Source organism: Nonomuraea dietziae, assembly GCF_014195505.1.
GTDB classification, from domain to species: Bacteria; Actinomycetota; Actinomycetes; order Streptosporangiales; family Streptosporangiaceae; genus Nonomuraea; species Nonomuraea roseola.
Window position 1 is genome coordinate 2603987 of sequence record NZ_JACIBV010000001.1, and the last position, 18095, is coordinate 2622081.

Genomic DNA, 18095 nt, shown 5'->3' on the forward strand with positions numbered 1-18095 from the left:
CCGCGTTTACTGGATTCCGGCCTCGGTGCACTTGGCGGCGAACTCGCCCGTGCACAGCTCGTCCTTGGTGACGAAACCGTCGGCCACGACGTCCTTCACGCTGTCGAAGAAGATCCCCTGGGGGTCGAGCAGCACGGCGGGCACGTCCTGACCGCTCTCGGTGTCCTTGACCGTGCCGGTGGCCGAGGGCTTCTCACCCTTGGCCAGGGAGACCGCCAGCGCGGCCGCCGCGTCGGCCTCCTTCTTGATCGCCTTGTAGACCGTCATGCACTGGTCGCCGGCGAGGATGTTCTGCAGACCCTGGACGGTGGCGTCCTGGCCGGTGACCGGCACCTTGCCGTTGAGGTTGTTCTTCTTCAGCACGGTGATGGCGGCGTTGCCGAGGCCGTCGTTGGCCGCGAGCACGCCCGCGATCTTCGGCTCGCCGGTGAGCATCTGCTCGAAGATGGTGCCGGCCTTGGCGTTGTCCCAGTCGGGCACCGACTCTTCAGGGCCCTTGACGTACTCGCCCGAGTCGAACTTCGGCTTGAGCACGCCGTCGTAGCCGGCCTTGAACAGCGTCGCGTTGTTGTCGGTGGGCGAGCCGTTGAGGTAGGCGACCATGGGCTTGTCGGCCTTCTTGTCGGCCAGGCACTTCGACAGGCCCTCACCCTGCAGGGTGCCGACCTTGGTGTTGTCGAAGCTGACGTAGTAGGCCGCGCCGCCGCCGAGCGTCAGCCTGTCGTAGTCGATGGTGGCCACGCCCTGCGCCTTGGCCTTGCTGAGCACGGCCTTGCCGGTGCCCGAGTCGAGGTTGACGATCATCAGCACGGTCGCGCCGTTGGTGATCATCTGGTCGGCGATCGTCTGGAAGGCGTTCTTGTCGCCCTGGGCGTTCTGGATGTCGTAGGCGACGCCCGCGGCCTTGAAGGCCTCTTCCAGGTACTTGCGGTCCGCGGTCTCCCACCTGGCCGAGGACTTGCTGTCGGGAAGGATGACGCCGATCTTGCCCGCGGCGGCCGCGCTGGAGGCGGGCGCCGCGCTGGACTGGGCAGGACTGGCCTGGGTGGTGCCACCGCTGTCGCCCCCGCACGCGGTGAGACCGAGGGTCGTCGCCGCTACCGCGGCGGTCAGGCTGAGGATCCCCTTGCGCATGGTGCACGGGTCCTTTCTCAGGGGGAACGGATGGGGGGTTGCTCCGCCCGCGTACGGCGGCGCCTGCCGTACGCGGTGAATGTTGTTTGCGGCAACGTATTCCGCCTCGGCCTGCTTTGGAAGACCCACAGCAGGGCGAGTTTGTTGTGGCGGGTAACAATCCAGAAACGCCCGGGTAACCGGCGTTCGCCCAGCGCCACGAAGCGGCGACGCTCCCCCGCCGGACAAGGCGCCGGCGCGCCGCCCCCAGGTCGGGCTCGGCTCGGTGAAGACGAAGACCTGCGGGGAGGGCGGGCCGCGCTCACAGCAGGCTCTGCGCGACCAGCGCCAGCGCGGAGAGCGCCGCCACCACGAGGACGGCGCGCCTGACCCCGCCGCCGTCGAGGTGGCGGCGCAGCGGCCCGGAGACGAGGAACCCCACGACCAGGAACGGGATCAGCAGCGCGCCCGACCACAGCGCCCTGACCGGCAGCCGGTCCACCCACCAGAGGATGAGCAGCGACTGACAGGCGCTGAGGAAGAAGAAGGCGGCCAGCGTCGCGCGGATCTCCGGGCCCCTGGCGTTCTGGTAGACCAGCCCCATCGGCGGCCCCCCGATGCCGGTGGCGGTCCCCGTGACACCCGAGGCGAAGCCCGCCGCGGTGGTCGTCCAGCCGTTGCGCGGCACCGCCATCGCCCGTGCGGTCAGCGCCACGGCGATCAGCACCATGATCCCGACGAAGACGCCGAGGGACGTGGCGGAGACGTGGACGACGATGACGGCGCCGATCGCGCTGCCTGGCAGCCGGCCGAGCAGCGCGAAGCCCAGTCCCCTCCAGTCCGCCCTGCGCCACTCCACGGCCAGCGTGAACAGCGGCAACGTGGCGTTGACCACCTGGATCGAGCCCGGCATGAGGGCGGGGTCGAGCATCGTCAGGACGGGAGCGGCGACCAGGCCCAGGCCGAACCCGATGCTTCCCTGAACAACCGCCCCCACAAACACCGCCAAACCCGCCAGAATCAGGATCAACACCGCGTCTGTCATGGGCTCTATGCTCCAGGGTCGTGAGAATCCTCCTTCGCCGGGTCGCCCCCTGCGCCCTCGCCCTGGTCACGACCGGTGCTCTCGCCGTCCCGCCCGCTCACGGCCAGGCGCAGGCAGGCCCGCCGGGACGGCTGCACGGGACCGGCGCGCTGCGCGCCGCCTCCTGTCCCGAGCCGCCGCTGATCTCGGGTGGCATCCCCCGATCGAAGGAGTACCTCACCGCGATCGTCAGGTGCATGGACACCGGGTGGTCGGCGCACTTCCGCAGGGCGGGCCTGCGCTACCGCGCTCCCAGGGTCCTGTACTTCGAGCAGCCGCAGGACGAGGTGTGCGGGCTGCCGTGGCCGGGCGGGGCGGCGGCCTTCTACTGCACCCGGCGCGCCACGCTCGTCTTCCCCCTCGAGGGCCCGTGGATCGAGGGGCGCACCGACCTGTACCCGTTGAAGATCGCCGCCCACGAGTACGGTCACCACGTGCAGCAGCAGGCGGGCGTCAGGAGCGCCTACGAGAGGCTGGTGCGCGCCCGCAGGGGCGACCAGGCCGAGCTGGGCAGGCGCTACGAGCTGCAGGCCGACTGCCTGGCGGGGGTGTTCACCGCAAGCGTGTGGCGCTCGCTCGGCCGCTCCCCCGCCGACTGGACGGCGCTCGTCGAGGCGGTGAGGGCGAGCGGGGACGAGCCCGAGGGGCGCCGCAGCCACGGCAAGGGCGCCAGCCGCGCGTACTGGCTCGGACGCGGCTACGCGGCGGTGTCGCCCTCGGCGTGCGACACCTGGTCGGCACCGCCGTCCAGGGTCTCGTGACGGGCCGCGCAGAGGCGCGTGCCATCGCAGGGTCTCGTGACAGGGCCGCGCAGAGGCGCGTGCCATCGCAGGGTCTCGTGACGCACCGCGCCGACGCGCGTGCCATCGCAGCGGCGAGGGGCGGGGGCGCGGAGAACGCCGACGCCCCGCGCGGGGTGGTGCGCGGGGCGTCGGTCAGATCGGGTGGTTCCCCCGAGTGGGGCGCGTTGAGGGTCGCGCCCGCCCGGCGCATGGCCGGGCTCCCGCCGCCCGCCCCCGGCTGATGGCCGGGTGCGGGAGCGGGAAGTCCCCCTACTTGGCCAGCAGCGAGCGCAGCACGTACTGCATGATGCCGCCGTGACGGTAGTAGTCGGCCTCGCCGGGCGTGTCGATGCGGACGACCGCGTCGAACTCGACCTCGCCCGCCTTCACGTGCACGGTGCCCGGGATCGAGCCCTGGTTGAGCGCCTCGACACCGGTGATGTCGAAGCTCTCCTCGCCGGTCAGGCCCAGCGACTGCGCCGTCTGTCCCTCGGGGAACTGCAGCGGCAGGACGCCCATGCCGATCAGGTTGGAGCGGTGGATGCGCTCGTAGGACTCGGCGATGACGGCCCTGACGCCGAGCAGCGCGGTGCCCTTGGCGGCCCAGTCGCGCGAGGAGCCCGAGCCGTACTCCTTGCCGGCCAGGACGACCAGCGGCGTGCCCTTGGAGGCGTAGTTGACCGAGGCGTCGTAGATGAACGACACCGGGCCGTCGGCCTGGGTGAAGTCGCGGGTGTAGCCGCCCTCGGTGCCCGGCGCGATCTGGTTGCGCAGGCGGATGTTGGCGAACGTGCCGCGGATCATGACCTCGTGGTTGCCGCGCCGGGAGCCGTAGGAGTTGAAGTCCTTGACCTCGACGCCGTTGGCCTGCAGGTACTGCGCGGCGGGGGTGCCGGGCTTGATCGAGCCCGCGGGCGAGATGTGGTCGGTGGTGACCGAGTCGCCGACCTTGACCAGGACGCGGGCCCCGGTGATGTCGGTGACGGGCTCGGGCTTCTCCGGCATGCCCTCGAAGTAGGGCGCCTTGCGCACGTAGGTGGAGGCGGGGTCCCACTCGAAGGTGTTGCCGGTCGGGATCGGCAGCGACTGCCAGGTCTCGTCGCCCTTGAAGACGTCGGCGTAGTCGCGCTCGAACATCTCGCGGCCGATCGAGGAGTTGACGACCTCGGCGACCTCCTCGGGCGAGGGCCAAATGTCCTTGAGGAAGACCGGCTGCCCGTCGGTGCCGGTGCCGAGCGGCTCGTTGTCGAGGTCGATGTCCATCGTGCCCGCGAGCGCGTAGGCGACCACCAGCGGCGGCGAGGCCAGGTAGTTCATCTTCACGTCGGGGTTGATGCGGCCCTCGAAGTTGCGGTTGCCCGACAGGACCGCGGTGACGGCCAGGTCGTGCTCCTGCACGGCGGCCGAGATCTCCTCGGGCAGCGGGCCGGAGTTGCCGATGCAGGTGGTGCAGCCGTAGCCGACCAGGTTGAAACCGATCTTGTCGAGGTACGGCTGGAGCCCCGAGCGCTCGAAGTAGCCGGTGACGACCTGCGAGCCGGGGGCCAGCGAGGTCTTGACCCACGGCTTGCGGGTCAGGCCCTTCTCCACCGCGTTGCGCGCCAGCAGGGCCGCGCCGAGCATGACGAACGGGTTGGAGGTGTTGGTGCACGAGGTGATCGCGGCGATCGAGACGATGCCGTGGTCGATCTCGAAGGAGGTGCCGTCGGCCAGGGTGACCGGCACCTTCTTGTGCGGGCGCGAGCCGTTCAGCGCGGGGGCGTGCGGCTGGTCGCCGTTGCCGTCGTGGCTGATCGCCGGGGAGTCGGAGGCGGGGAAGGACTCGGCCGAGGCCTCGTCGGCGGGGCCGAAGTCGGTCTCCGTCGCGTAGTCCTTGACGGCCGCGCGCCAGGCGCTCTTGGCGTCGCTCAGCGCGATGCGGTCCTGCGGGCGCTTCGGGCCGGCGATCGAGGGGACGACCGTGGCCAGGTCGAGCTCGATGTACTCGGAGAAGACCGGCTCCTCGGCCGAGGGGTCGAGCCAGAGGCCCTGCTGCTTGGCGTAGGCCTCGGTGAGGGCGATCTGCTCCTCGGAGCGGCCGGTCAGGCGCAGGTAGTCGATGGTCTGGCCGTCAATCGGGAAGATCGCGCAGGTCGAGCCGAACTCGGGGCTCATGTTGCCGATCGTGGCCCTGTTGGCCAGCGGCACCGAGGAGACGCCCTCGCCGTAGAACTCGACGAACTTGCCGACCACGCCGTGCTTGCGCAGCATCTCGGTGATGGTGAGCACCAGGTCGGTGGCGGTCGCGCCGGCCGGCAGCTTGCCGGTGAGCTTGAAGCCGACCACGCGCGGGATCAGCATCGAGATCGGCTGGCCGAGCATCGCGGCCTCGGCCTCGATGCCGCCGACGCCCCAGCCGAGCACGCCGATGCCGTTCTCCATCGTGGTGTGGGAGTCGGTGCCGACGCAGGTGTCGGGGTAGGCCTTGCCGTCGCGGGTCATGACCACGCGGGCCAGGTGCTCGATGTTGACCTGGTGGACGATGCCGGTGCCAGGCGGCACCACCTTGAACTCGTCGAAGGCCGTCTGGCCCCAGCGCAGGAACTGGTAGCGCTCGCGGTTGCGCTCGTACTCCCTCTGCACGTTGCGCTGGAAGGAGTCGGGGTGGCCGAAGAAGTCGACGATGACCGAGTGGTCGATGACCATCTCGGCAGGGGCCAGCGGGTTGATGCGGGCGGGGTCGCCGCCCAGGTCGCGTACGGCCTCGCGCATCGTGGCCAGGTCGACCACGCAGGGCACTCCGGTGAAGTCCTGCATGATGACGCGCGCGGGCGTGAACTGGATCTCCACGCTCGGCGTCGCGCTCGGGTCCCACTGGCCCAGCGCACGGATGTGGTCGGCGGTGATGTTCGCGCCGTCCTCGGTGCGGAGGAGGTTCTCCAGCAGGATCTTCAGGCTGTAGGGGAGGCGGGCAGCGCCCTCGACGGCATCAAGCCGGAAAATCTCATACGACGCGTCGCCGACGCGTAGCGTGTCACGGCTGCCGAAGCTGTTCGCGGACACGGTGATTCGCCTCCTCGTTAGACAAGTTCTCAGTCACAAATCCTGCCGCACCATGCGACCTCCCATGACGTTAGGTCACCCTAACCAGGAGGTGGGGCAGGTCTCTCGACATCAAGATATCCGGCCAAGTATCTCGACATCAAGTTACCCGCTAGTACGCGAGGCGCCAGAACAGGAGGCCGACAATCGCCACGGAAAGTACCGGCGCGAGAATCTTCTGCTCGAATTTCTTGCCGGTCTTGATGCCGATCTTCCACGGCAGCATGAACTTGTAGGCCATCGGCCACAGCACGGGACAGCCCCGCTCGGTCATGCAGTCGCCGACCACATGGATGAGCGAGCCGATCCCGACCGCCAGCCCCAGCCACGCGTAGCCCACATCCAGCGACATGAACACGACGTAGAGCCCGGCGGTGAGCCCGATGTTGACCATCGCCGAGCCCATCTTGTTGCCGGGGATGCCGATGCCGATCGCGCGCAGGGACAGGCCGATGAGCAGGACGACCATGATGTCCCTGCCGATCGGATAGGTGCCGGCCAGGTAGTGCGCGCCGAACCCCGCCGCCACGGCGAAGGCCAGCGAGTGCGTGGCCCCCCTGTGCCCGCCCGACAGCCACGAGACCACCTTGCTGAGCAGCCAGGTCACGGGGCCGAAGGTCTGGGCGATGGTGGCGCTGGGGTGATCGAGGTCGGGCAGCATCGCCGCGCCCGCGCACACCAGCGCGCCCGCGATGAGTTCGGCGGGGGTCAGGGCGCCCGCCATGATGCCCGTCTCGATGAACCTGCTCGACTCGTTCACCAGCGGAAGCGCGGCGAAGACGGGCGCAAGGCCCAGCCAGGCGGCGGCTCCGGTCAGCGCGTGCGTGTGCCCCATCATGTCAAGATCACGCTACGTCATCGTAGAGCAAAGCGCGTGCGGGAGACGGGGACAAAAAAGACGAGGTCGCTACCGCGGCGACAGCACCCCCCAGCCCTGCCGACGCGGAACGACCTCGTCTGCTCTAGATAACGGCCCCCGTCCCATCCATGTTCCCGAATTCCGCGACTTTTTCGTGATCTAGGTCACTCTGCGCCACTCCTCCACAGCTGTCCCGGAACCGGCCTTGCCTTCAGAATGTCAGCGATATATCTTTGAAGCATCGAGAGCGGTCGAAAGCCGATCGCGTAAGAACGGAGAACACACCATGAGTTCCGCACAGGCAATGGGCGGCGGCCAGTGGGCCGACCCCCGCGAGATGAAGAGGGCCGCCCGCGAGGCGTTCCGCATGATGGCCGGGGCGTGGCAGCACGGCGGCCATCACCACCAGAGGCAGGGACCGCCGCACGAGGGCGGCCCGCACGAACACCGGCAGCGAGGAAGAGGCAGGCCAGGCCCGTTCCCCTTCGAGTTCGGCAGAGGCCCTTGGGGCGGTCCTGGTGGGCCGTTCGGGCGTCACGGATTCGGCGGCAGCGGCCGCAAGGCCAAGCGCGGCGACGTCCGCGCCGCCATCCTCGCCCTGCTCGCCGAGGAGCCGCGCAACGGCTACCAGGTCATCCAGGAGATCGCCGAGCGCAGCGAGGGTGGCTGGAAGCCCAGCCCCGGCGCCGTCTACCCGGCCCTCCAACAGCTCACCGACGAGGGCCTGGTGATCGCCGAGGAGAACGAGGGCCGCAAGACCTTCCGCCTCACCGAGGCGGGGCAGGCCTACATCGCCGAGCATCCCGAAGAGGTCCGCGCGCCATGGGACGCCATGCGCCCCGACATCGACGACAACTCGGCCGAGTTGATGGACATCGCCAAGCAGTCGGCTTTCGCGATGATGCAGATCCTGCACTCCGGCACGGAGGCACAGGTGCGCGAGGCCCGCAAGGCGCTGGTCGAGACGCGCCGCAAGCTCTACCAGATCCTGGCCGACGGCGACCCCGACGAGGAGTGACCTCCCGCCATGACCACAGGTGAAGAGCTGCGCATCGGCGACGCCGAGCGCGACGAGACGATGGCCGCCCTGCGCGAGCACTACGCGCAGGGCCGCCTGACCCGCGAGGAGCTCGACGAGCGTCTCGGCCTGGCCCTGACGGCGAAGACGGCGGGCGAGCTGACCCGCGTCTGCGCCGACCTGCCCGGTCCCGCTCGCCACTCCCCCGAGGAGTACGCCTACGGCTGGCCCGAGGCCATGGCAGCTCACCGCCACCACCTCGCACAGCTGCGAGGGCGCCCGCACCACCTCCCCCGTGCCCGCTGGAGCCCGCACCACCACAGGCGCCACCACAGGGGTCCGGGGCCGATCGCGCCCTTCCTGATGCTCGCGCTGGTCATCGGCATCGCGGTCGGCGGATGGTCGGTGCTCAAGGTGCTGTTCTTCGTGTGGATGGCCGCGATGGTGTTCGGCTTCGTCCACCGCCGCGCGCGTCCGCACCGGCTGCGCCCCTGATCACCGTCCCGCGCGGATCGCCGGCCCCGATCGTCCGGGGCCGGCGGCGACGGCCGGTGCGGCATCCACCCGCGGGCGGGGAACGGATCTAGCCGAGGACGGCCGGCTCTGACGGGGCCGCCTGCTGGGCGGCGGGGTCGCGTTCGGCGGAGCGGAGCACGGCCAGCGCGACCACCAGGGCCGCCAGCAGCAGGCCCGCCGCGATGCCGAACGCCAGCCGGTAGCCGCCGGTCAGGGCCGCGGCCTGGGTCGCTCCCCCTGCCAGCAGCTCTCCGGTTCGGGAGGCGGCCATGGTGGACAGTACGGCCACGCCCAGCGCCATGCCGATCTGCTGCGTGGTGTTGAACAGCCCCGAGGCCAGCCCCGCGTCGTCGGCCCTGGCCGCGGACATGCCGAGCGTGGCCAGGGCGGGCAGCACCAGACCGCCGCCGGCGATCAGCAGCATGACCGGCAGCAGGTCGTGGACGTACGACGCCTGCACCGGCACCCTGGTGAGCCAGCCCATCGCGGCGAGCAGCAGGATCAGGCCCGCGATGAGGACGGCACGCGCTCCGAAGCGATTGTTGAGCCTGGCGGAGACGAACAGCGAGATGCCGCCGATCGCGACCGCCGCGGGCAGCATCGCCAGGCCGGTCTCGAGCGCGGTGTAGCCCAGCACCTTCTGCATGTAGAGCGCGACGAGGATCTGGAAGGCGAACATCGCCGACAGGCTCAGCATCTGGGCCAGGTTCGCGCCCGAGACGTTGCGGGAGCGGAAGACCCTCAGCGGCATGAGCGGGGCTGCGGCCTTGGCCTGCCGGACGAAGAAGCCGGCCAGCAGGGCCAGCGACACCGCGCCGAGGCCCAGCGTGTGACCGGCGAGCCAGCCGTACTCCTCGATCTTGACGACGGTGTAGATGCCCAGCATCAGGCCGCCGGTGACCAGCGCGGCGCCGAGCGCGTCGGCGCCCGCCGCGAGCCCTGCGCCGCGGTCGGCCGGCAGGACGCGTACGGCCAGCGCGACGGTGGCCAGCCCGATGGGCAGGTTGATGAAGAAGATCCAGTGCCAGGACAGCGCGTCGGTCAGGACGCCGCCGAGCACCTGGCCGATGGAGGCTCCGGCGGCGCCGGTGAAGCTGAAGACGCCGATGGCCCTGACCCGCTCCCTCGGCTCGGTGAACAGCGTCACCAGGATGCCGAGCACCACCGCCGAGGCCATCGCGCTGCCCACACCCTGCAGGAAGCGGGCGGCGATCAGCAGGCCAGGCGTGGTGGCCGCGCCGGCGAGCAGCGACGCGGCGGTGAAGACCACGTTGCCTGCCAGGAAGACGGACTTGCGGCCGATCAGGTCGCCCAGGCGTCCGGCAAGGAGCAGCAGTCCGCCGAACGGGATCAAGTAGGCGTTGACGGTCCAGCTCAGCTCGGCGGCCGTGAAGCCCAGGTCCTGCTGGATGGCCGGCATCGCGACGGTGACGATGCTGCCGTCAAGGATGGTCATCAGGCTCGCCGCCGACAGAACGATCAGCGCGAACCAGCGTGAGGGGGTGGGGGACATGGCCTCTCCTGTTCAGATGCGACAAGAGAGACCGTAGCAGATAGTTCCGTTACAGACGATCCTTGACGGGCCTACTTTTGGGACTGCCGGGCCCTGCGGGCGCCCTGACCGAGCTCCACCGGGGTCGACAGATGGCCCTCGACCAGCCGCTTCATCGCCCTGAGCAGCACCTCTCGCTCATCCTTCGGCAGGGCCTCCAGCGCGTCGCGATGCACGCCGTCGACGATCTGCTGACTGCGCCTGGCGACCTCGGCGCCCTTCTCGGTGACCATGATGATCCGCGCCCGCCGGTCGGTGCTGGAGGGGCGGCGCTCGGCCAGGCCCGCCTTCTCGAGGGCGTCGACCGTGACCACCATGGTCGTCTTGTCCATGTCGCCGATCTCGGCGAGCTGGATCTGCGTGCGCTCCCCCTCCAGGGCGTGGACGAGCACGCAGTGCATGCGCGGCGTCAGGCCGATCTCGGCCAGTTCGGCCGCCATTCTCGTGCGCAGCACATGACTGGTGTGGTCGAGCAGGAACGACAGGTCGGGCGCGGTGCGGCCGGGTGCCATGGCGGTCATGTCCTCAGCCTACTCAATCGTCCCCAAACGGATTATCCGCAACGGCCTGGCCGCTGGGCGGCTAGCCCATCTCCTCCAGCTTGCGGCCCCTGGTCTCCCTGACCCACCTGGTGACGAAGACGAACGACAGCGCGGCGAAGACGGCGTAGCCGAGGTAGGTCATCGACAGGTTCCACTCCGACAGCGAGGGGAACGTCTCGGTGATCAGCCAGTTGGCCAGCCACTGGGCGGCGGCCGCGACCGAGAGCGCGATGGCCCTGATCCGGTTGGGGAACATCTCGCCCAGCAGGACCCAGACCACCACGCCCCAGGACAGGGCGAAGAACAGGACGAAGACGTTGGCGGCGACCAGCGCGACGGCGCCCTCGGGGTTGGGCAGGGTGACCCTGCCGCCCGCCTCGACCGCGGCGCTGAAGGCCCACGACGCGACGGCGAGCGAGATCGCCATGCCGGCCGAGCCGATGAGCAGCAGCGGCTTACGTCCGATCTTGTCGACCAGGGCGATGGCGATGAAGGTGCCGATGATGTTGATGATCGAGCTGGAGAAGCTGATCAGCAGGGAGCTGCTCTGGCCGATGCCCACCGACTGCCACAGCACCGACGAGTAGTAGAAGATGACGTTGATACCCACCAGCTGCTGGAAGACCGACAGGATGATGCCGATCCACACGATGGGCAGCAGGCCGAGGGCCGGCCCGCGCAGGTCGCGCAGCGTCTGACGCCGCTCGGTCCGCAGCACGCTCCTGATCTCGGCGATCCTGGCGTCGAGGTCGATGTCGTCGCCCTCGACCTCCGACAGCACCGTGCGCGCCTTGTCGTCCCTGCCGACGCCGACCAGGAAGCGCGGCGACTCGGGAATGACCGAGGCGAAGACGAAGTAGAGCGCGGCGGGCACGAAACAGGCCCCGAGCATCCACTGCCAGGCCTCGAGGCCCCACAGCCTGTTGTTGACGTCACCGCCGGCGACCTGGGCGATCAGGTAGTTGACCAGCTGTGAGACGGCGATGCCGAGCACGATGGCCAGCTGCTGGAAGGAGCCGAGCCGCCCCCTGTAGGCGGGCGGGGCGACCTCGGCGATGTAGGCGGGGCCGAGCACCGAGGCCATGCCGATCGCCATACCGGCCAGGACCCGCCACGCGGCCAGGTCCCAGGTGGCGAAGGGCAGCATCTGGCCGATGGAGCTGACCGCGAACAGCGCGGCGGCCAGCTGCATGGTCCTGGTGCGGCCCCAGCGGTCGGCCAGCCCTCCGGCGAACCAGGCGCCGACCGCCGAGCCGAGCAGCGCGATGGCCACGACGAACCCCGTCTGGCCCGGGCCCATGCCGAAGTGCTTCTGAATCCCGGTGACCGCGCCGTTGATGACGGAGCTGTCGTAGCCGAACAGGAACCCGCCGATCGCCGCCGCCGCCGTGATGAACACGACGTGCCCGAGGTGCTCCTCGTGCCCCTTCGTAGTCGCCATGAACTGGGGCTACCCTGACGATCTCCCCGTACGGCGGCGCATACGCAATCTTGACCGTCACAGGCGCGGATCGACCGGCTCCGACTCCATCGCCAGCACGGCGAAGACCGGTTCGTGGACCCGCCAGAGCGGGTCCCCGTCGGCCAGCCTGGCCAGCGCCTCCAGGCCGAGCGCGTGCTCGCGCAGCGCCATGGAGCGCTTCTTGCCGAGGAAGCGACGGCGCAGCAGGTCGAGCGAGTCGGTGTAGTCCGGGCCGTAGATGATGCGCAGGTACTCGCGTCCGCGCACCTTCACCCCCGGCTGCACCCTTCCCCGCTGATGGACGGCGGGCTTGACGACCATGCCCTCGCCGCCCTGCCCCGTCAGCTCCTCCCACCACGCGACCGCCTTCTCGCGCGACTCGGCCGAGGTGAGGTCGACGAACAGGTGCCTGGTCGGCGTGATGATCGGGTCGTCGAGCAGCGAGAGGGTGTCGAGGTGCCAGGCGTGCGGTTCGAGCGCGGTGTTGCGTCCCTCGCAGGCCAGGATCTGGAACGGCGCCAGCCGTACTCCTTCGAGGCCGTTCACCGGCCAGCAGTAGCGCGCATACGCCTCGCGGAATCGGGCAGCGTTGTCCTGACGGCGGCGGGCGCGGTCCAGCAACTCGCTCACATCCAGCCCGCGTCCTGCCGCCGCCTCCAGCGCCGACGTGGCCGCGGGCAGCGCGGCGCCGGCCGCCGCGCCCACCGCCGCGTACTGCACGCGGATCAGCTCGCCCGCCTTGGCCAACCAGGGCAGCAGCTCGCAGTCGAGCGCCACCCAGTCCGAGCCGAGCGCCTCCCAGAGCGGCTCGCAGGCCGCGCGCAGCCGGGCCACCAGCGGGCCGAGGTCGTCGAAGAACGGACGGCCGGTGCGCGTGTAGACCGCTCCAGCCGAGCCGTCGGTGACGCCGAACCGCTCGGCGGCCACCTCGGGCGTCCTGGCCAGGACGGCGACCGCCCGGGAGCCCATGTGCTTCTCCTCGCACACGACCTCGGCCACGCCCTGGGCGGCGAACTCCTCGAACGCCTCGTGCGGGTGCTCCAGGTAGCCTTCGAGCTTCGAGGTCTCCGGCGGGGCCATGGTCGGCGGCAGGTAGACCAGCCAGCGGGGATCCACGGCGAACCTGCTCATCACCTCGAGCGCGGCCGCGGCGTTCTCCTCCATGACCTTGACCCTGGTGCCGAAGCGGGTCTCGATGTGCCTGGTGCCGCTCACGTCGCCGATGTCGAGCGTGACGGGGTCGCGGTAGCCGGGCGCCGACAGCGGCTTGACCGGCTCGTACCAGACCTTCTCCGCCGGCACCGAGACGATCTCGCGCGAGGGGTAGCGCAGGGCGGTCAGGCTGCCGCCGAAGACGCATCCGGTGTCGAGGCAGATCGTGTTGTTGATCCACTCGGGCTTGGTCGTCGGGGTGTGCCCGTAGACGACCATGGCGCGGCCCCTGTACTCCTGGGCCCACGGGTAGCGGACGGGCAGGCCGTACTCGTCGGTCTCGCCCGTGGTGTCGCCGTAGAGGGCGAAGGCGCGCACCCTGCCGGAGGCGCGGCCGTGGTAGGCCTCCTTCAGCCCCGCGTGGGCGACGACCAGGCGCCCTTCGTCGAGCTGGTAGTGGCTGATGAGGCCGTCGAGGAAGGCGGCCGCCTCGCGGGTGAACTCCTCCGGCTCGGCGGCGAACTGCTCGAGCGACTGCTCCAGGCCGTGCGCGACCTTGACCTTGGCGCCCTTGAGCGCCCTGACCAGCTTCTCCTCGTGGTTGCCCCGCACGCAGACCGCGGTGCCCGCGGCGACCATGCCCATGACGAGCCTGACGACGCCCGGCGAGTCGGGCCCTCGGTCGACCAGGTCGCCGACGAAGACGGCCGTCCTGCCCTCGGGGTGGACGGCGCCGACCGCCCTGCCGTCCACGCGGGTCAGCTCCCAGCCCAGCTCGGTCAGCAGCGTCTCCAGCTCGGACCTGCAGCCGTGGATGTCGCCGATGAGGTCGAAGGGGCCGGTGAGGTCCTTCTTGTCGGTCCACGCCTTCTCGTAGGAGACGGTGGCGTTGTCGATCTCCTCGACGCCGCGCAGCACGTGGACCCTGCGGAAGCCGTCCCTGCCGATCTTGCCGAGGGAGCGGCGCAGGTCCTTGCGCTGGCGGATCACCACTCCCGCGCCGAAGTCGCGGTCGGGACGGCCCGCGTTGCGCTCGATCGCCACCTCCTCCGGCACGTCGAGCACGATCGCGTCGCACAGGACGTCGTGCTTCCTGGCCAGCGCGATGAGCTTCTGGCGCGCGGCGAACTGCACGCTGGTGGCGTCGACGACGGTCAGCAGGCCGCGCGAGAGCCTGGTCTCGACGATGTGGTCGAGCAGGTCGAAGGCGGCCTGGGTGGCCGACTGGTCGTTCTCGTCGTCGGAGACCAGGCCGCGGCAGAAGTCGGAGGAGATGACCTGGGTGGGCTTGAAGTGCCTGGCGGCGAAGGTCGACTTCCCGCTGCCGGAGACGCCGACGAGCACCACCAGCGACAGCTCCGGGATCCTAATGGTCACGGGTGAAGACTCCCATCTGGGTCGGAGCCCCGTGCTCGGGGTCCTCCTCGCCGATCGGCGTGAAGGTGACGCGGTAGCCGTACAGCTCGGCGGTCGCGGTGGCCCACGCGGTGAACTCCTCGCGGGTCCACTCGAAGCGGTGGTCGGGATGGCGCATGCCGGTCAGGAACTCGTAGTGGACGTTGTACTCGGCGTTGGGGGTGGTCACGATCACGTGCACCGGCCTGGCCTGGCCGAACACCACCCGCTCGAGCGCCGCCAGCCTGGGCGGGTCGACGTGCTCGACGACCTCCATGAGCACCGCCGCGTCGTAGCCGGAAAAGCGCGGGTCGGTGTAGGTGAGCGCGCCCTGGAAGAGGGTGAGCCTGGCCCGCTTGGCGTCGGGCATCCGCTCCAGGCGCAGCTTGCGGGCGGCGATGGTCAGCGCCAGCGTGGAGACGTCCACGCCGGTGATCCTGGCGAACCTCGGCACGGCCAGCAGCGCGCCGATCAGCTGGCCCGACCCGCACCCCAGATCGATGACGGAGGCCGCGCCCAGCTCCTCCAGCGTGCGCACGACAGCCTCGCGGCGCAGCGTGTTGAGCGGGACGGACCTCTCCTTCTCCTCCTCGATCCGGGGCTCGAGCGCCTCCTCGGTCTCGTCGCCCACCTCGGCGAGCCTGGCGAAGGCCGTACGCTCGAGCGCCCTGCGCCGCCCGAGGTAGCGCCGGGTGATCAGGGTGCGCTCGGGGTGGGCGGCCAGCCAGCCCTCGCCCGCGCGGATCAGCTTGTCGACCTCGTCGGGCGCGATCCAGTAGTGCTTGCCGTCGTCGAGCACGGGCAGCAGCACGTACAGGTGGTTGAGCGCGTCGGCCAGCCTGAGGCTGCCGCGCAGCCTCAGGCTCACGTACCGCGAGTCGCCCCACTCGGGAAAGTTCTCATCGAGCGGGACGGCCAGCGCCTCGCACTCCCAGCCGAGCGGCTCGAAGAGCCTGCGCGCCAGGTCGGGCCCTCCCCTGCAGGGCAGGGCGGGGATGGCGATCTCCAGCGGCAGCGCGCCCTCCGCCAGCTCGGGCCTGGCGTTGCAGCGGCCCGCCCTGGCGGTGCGGAAGACGTCGCCGAGCGCCACGGCCAGCAGCGAGGAGGCCGCGTAGGGCCGGTCGTTGACGTACTGGCCCAGGCTGAAGTCGGGCGAGTTCCTGCCCCGCGAGCGGACCAGCGCCACGGGGTCGACCTCGAGCATGAGCGCGGCGGTGCATCTGCTCTCGTCCGCCTCGGGGTAGAACACCCTGGCCGTGCCGAACGACTGGGAGAACTCCTGCACCCTGTCCGGATGCTTGTGCAGGAGGAACCCCAGGTCGGTGGCGGGCGTGGCGGTGGTCGAGATCGTCAGCAGCACCCGTCAAGTGTGCCGTAGGCCCGATTAGTACCGCCATGTCTTTACACGTGCGGCAGGATCTCGGCCGCGATCAGCTCCAGGTGGTCCAGATCGGACAGGTCGAGCACCTGGAGGTAGATCCGCTGCGCGCCCAGCTCGGCGAACCTGCCGATCTTGTCGAGCACCTCGGACGGGGTGCCCGCCAGGCCCTCCTCGCGCAGCCGCTCCACGCTGTTGCCGATCGCCGCCGCCCTGCGCTCCAGCTCGGCCTCGTCGGCGCCGACGCAGACGACCTGGGCCGCCGAGTAGACCAGCGGACGGCCCGCGGCCTGCCGTACGCGCTCGAACGCCTCGCCGGTCTGCTCGACGGAGTGGAAGGGGACGTTGTACTCGTCGGCGTACCTGGCGGCCATCCTCGGCGTCCGCTTGGCGCCCGTGCCGCCGATGATGATCGGCGGACGGGGCCGCTGGACGGGCTTGGGCAGCGCGGGCGAGTCGGCCAGCCGGTAGTAGGTGCCCTCGAAGGAGTAGTCCTTCTCGGCCTCCCACAACCCCGTGATGATCTCCAACTGCTCCTCCCAGCGGGCGAACCGCTCCCCCACCGGCGGAAACGGGATGCCGTAGGCGGTGTGCTCGCCGTCGAACCAGCCGGTGCCGAAGCCGAGCTCGACCCTGCCGCCGCTCATCTGGTCCACCTGCGCGACGCCGATGGCCAGCGGCCCTGGCAGGCGGAAGGTCGCGGGGGTGACCAGCGTGCCCAGCCTGATCCGCGAGGTCTCCCTGGCCAGGCCCGCCAGGGTGATCCACGCGTCGGTCGAGCCAGGCCCCTGGTCGCCTGATCCGATGCGCTGGTAGTGGTCGGAGCGGAAGAAGGCGTCGAAGCCGAGCCGTTCGGTGGCCTTCGCCACGGCGAGCAGGTCATCGTAGGTGGCGCCCTGCTGGGGCTCAGTGAAGATCCTTAGCTGCATCTGGCCATTATCCGGTCACATCCTCCCAACGACTGCTAGCGTTCACCATCGGTCATCGGGCTGACACGGTAGGTGATGATGGCGCGTCACAGAGAGCCAGGCACCCCGCCCCGTCCGCTGGTGGTGCTGGCAGGGCTGGGCCTCGCGGCGGTGACAGGGCTGGCGATCTGGTTCCTGCCCGCCCAGGCCACCCCCGACTGGTCGGCGCCAGGCCCCTCGCACGCGGCCAGGGTCTCGGCCGCCCCCTCGCCGTCCCCCGCCCCCTCGGCCGCCGAACCCGTGCCTTCGGGATTCGTGGCCTTCGTCGACACCGCGCGCACGCCACGGCTCGACCTGGCCCAGGCCCTGCGCCGTACCGGCGTGCGCTGGTTCTCCCTCGGCAGGCTGATGGCGGGGCCAGGCGGCTGCGAGCCCACGTGGGCCGGCGGCCTCGCCCCCGGCCGCACCCCCTTCGCGGGCCGCGTCGCCGGCCTGCGCGCCGCGGGCGGTCAGGCCGGACTGCTGTTCGGCGGGCCCGACGGCCGGGAGGCGGCCGCCGCCTGCGCCGACCAGGCGGCGCTGACCTCCGCCTACCGCGAGGTGATCGGCGCCTACGGCGCCCCCTTCGTGGAGTTCGAGGTGCGCGACAGCGCCGACCTGCCCGCCGTACGGCGCAGGGCCACGGCCGTGGCGGCGCTGCAGCGTGAGGGCGACCTCCTGGTGACCTACAGCGTGCCGCTCGGCCCCGAAGGGCTGGCCCCCGCCGACCTCGAGATGCTCAGGCAGACCACGGCGAAGGGAGCGCGCCTCACGACGGTCAACCTGCTGACGGCGATCGAGCCGCAGGCGGCGGGCGAGGGCCGGATGCGCAGGGTGGCCTCCTCGCTGAAGGCCGCGCATCGCCAGGTCGCCGAGGTCTTCCAGGTCGACTCGGCCGCGGCGTGGCGGCGCATGGCGCTGACCTCCGTGCTGGCGGGGCCCGACGACCTCAGCGCGCTCGACGCGCGCAAGCTCACGGTCTTCGCCGAGCGCGCGGGCATGGCGTGGAGGTCGGCGCGCGGCGTCCCGCCGTCCGCGCAGGTCGCCAGGGTGCTGTGGGGCGGCGGAACCTGAGCGCCGCGGCCGCCGGCCGTGACGCCGCGGCCACGTCGCGGTCAAGTGTCGTCGTGGGATGCAGGTTCGTGCACGATCTCTGCATCTTGTTCACCTTCTGCCGGATCCGACCCTCGACCATCCTTCCTGACTGACGGCAC

15 protein-coding genes are annotated in these 18095 nt (G+C 70.6%); 5 read left to right on the forward strand and 10 right to left on the reverse strand.

Features of this window, described 5'->3' with window-relative positions:
• Positions 1 to 6: 6 nt before the first annotated feature.
• Both FHR33_RS12560 and FHR33_RS12565 read right to left on the reverse strand, forming a co-directional pair.
• Complete coding sequence (locus FHR33_RS12560; protein WP_183646334.1) at positions 7 to 1134, reverse strand: sugar ABC transporter substrate-binding protein; 1128 nt, start codon at positions 1132 to 1134, stop codon at positions 7 to 9.
• Positions 1135 to 1435: 301 nt separating this feature from the next.
• Entirely contained in the window at positions 1436 to 2158 is a 723-nt protein-coding gene (locus FHR33_RS12565; protein ID WP_246451801.1) for a sulfite exporter TauE/SafE family protein, read from the reverse strand.
• 20 nt (positions 2159 to 2178) lie between these two features.
• On the opposite strand from FHR33_RS12565, the gene FHR33_RS12570 reads away from it, so the two are divergent.
• Both FHR33_RS12570 and FHR33_RS12575 read left to right on the forward strand, forming a co-directional pair.
• Positions 2179 to 2958 carry a neutral zinc metallopeptidase gene (locus FHR33_RS12570; protein WP_183646336.1) on the forward strand — a complete coding sequence of 260 codons (780 nt, stop codon included), beginning with the start codon at positions 2179 to 2181 and terminating at the stop codon, positions 2956 to 2958.
• Positions 2959 to 3035: 77 nt separating this feature from the next.
• Entirely contained in the window at positions 3036 to 3221 is a 186-nt protein-coding gene (locus FHR33_RS12575; RefSeq protein ID WP_183646337.1) for a hypothetical protein, read from the forward strand.
• 28 nt (positions 3222 to 3249) lie between these two features.
• Here FHR33_RS12575 and acnA read toward each other — a convergent pair whose 3' ends face one another.
• Together acnA and FHR33_RS12585 are read right to left on the reverse strand one after the other, a co-directional pair.
• Positions 3250 to 6027 (reverse strand): aconitate hydratase AcnA, encoded by a 2778-nt coding sequence (acnA, locus tag FHR33_RS12580; protein WP_376773283.1) that lies wholly within the window; start codon positions 6025 to 6027, stop codon positions 3250 to 3252.
• Positions 6028 to 6172: 145 nt separating this feature from the next.
• Positions 6173 to 6898: a metal-dependent hydrolase gene (locus tag FHR33_RS12585; RefSeq protein ID WP_183646341.1), complete on the reverse strand. Its 726-nt coding sequence runs from the start codon at positions 6896 to 6898 to the stop codon at positions 6173 to 6175.
• Between the two features lie 307 nt (positions 6899 to 7205).
• Here FHR33_RS12585 and FHR33_RS12590 point away from each other — a divergent pair, with 307 nt between their 5' ends.
• Both FHR33_RS12590 and FHR33_RS12595 read left to right on the forward strand, forming a co-directional pair.
• Positions 7206 to 7937: a PadR family transcriptional regulator gene (locus tag FHR33_RS12590; protein ID WP_183646343.1), complete on the forward strand. Its 732-nt coding sequence runs from the start codon at positions 7206 to 7208 to the stop codon at positions 7935 to 7937.
• Positions 7938 to 7946: 9 nt separating this feature from the next.
• Complete coding sequence (locus FHR33_RS12595; RefSeq protein ID WP_183646346.1) at positions 7947 to 8432, forward strand: DUF1707 SHOCT-like domain-containing protein; 486 nt, start codon at positions 7947 to 7949, stop codon at positions 8430 to 8432.
• An 88-nt stretch (positions 8433 to 8520) separates the two neighbouring features.
• Here FHR33_RS12595 and FHR33_RS12600 read toward each other — a convergent pair whose 3' ends face one another.
• The 6 genes from FHR33_RS12600 to FHR33_RS12625 form a co-directional block, all read right to left on the reverse strand.
• Positions 8521 to 9966 (reverse strand): MFS transporter, encoded by a 1446-nt coding sequence (locus FHR33_RS12600; protein WP_183646349.1) that lies wholly within the window; start codon positions 9964 to 9966, stop codon positions 8521 to 8523.
• A 71-nt stretch (positions 9967 to 10037) separates the two neighbouring features.
• On the reverse strand, positions 10038 to 10526 hold the full coding sequence (locus tag FHR33_RS12605; RefSeq protein WP_183646352.1) for a MarR family winged helix-turn-helix transcriptional regulator: 489 nt from the start codon (positions 10524 to 10526) through the stop codon (positions 10038 to 10040).
• A 61-nt stretch (positions 10527 to 10587) separates the two neighbouring features.
• Positions 10588 to 11988 (reverse strand): sugar porter family MFS transporter, encoded by a 1401-nt coding sequence (locus tag FHR33_RS12610; RefSeq protein ID WP_183646355.1) that lies wholly within the window; start codon positions 11986 to 11988, stop codon positions 10588 to 10590.
• A 57-nt stretch (positions 11989 to 12045) separates the two neighbouring features.
• Positions 12046 to 14538, reverse strand: coding sequence for a polynucleotide kinase-phosphatase (locus tag FHR33_RS12615; RefSeq protein ID WP_183646358.1), 2493 nt, complete (start codon positions 14536 to 14538; stop codon positions 12046 to 12048).
• Entirely contained in the window at positions 14528 to 15916 is a 1389-nt protein-coding gene (locus FHR33_RS12620; protein ID WP_183646361.1) for a 3' terminal RNA ribose 2'-O-methyltransferase Hen1, read from the reverse strand. Before FHR33_RS12620 ends, FHR33_RS12615 begins: the two co-directional genes overlap by 11 nt.
• Before the next feature lie 41 nt (positions 15917 to 15957).
• Positions 15958 to 16863 (reverse strand): LLM class F420-dependent oxidoreductase, encoded by a 906-nt coding sequence (locus FHR33_RS12625; protein WP_183646364.1) that lies wholly within the window; start codon positions 16861 to 16863, stop codon positions 15958 to 15960.
• A gap of 78 nt (positions 16864 to 16941) precedes the next feature.
• Between FHR33_RS12625 and FHR33_RS12630 the strand changes: the two genes are divergently transcribed.
• Positions 16942 to 17955 carry a glycoside hydrolase family 18 protein gene (locus FHR33_RS12630; protein ID WP_183646367.1) on the forward strand — a complete coding sequence of 338 codons (1014 nt, stop codon included), beginning with the start codon at positions 16942 to 16944 and terminating at the stop codon, positions 17953 to 17955.
• Positions 17956 to 18095 lie beyond the last annotated feature (140 nt).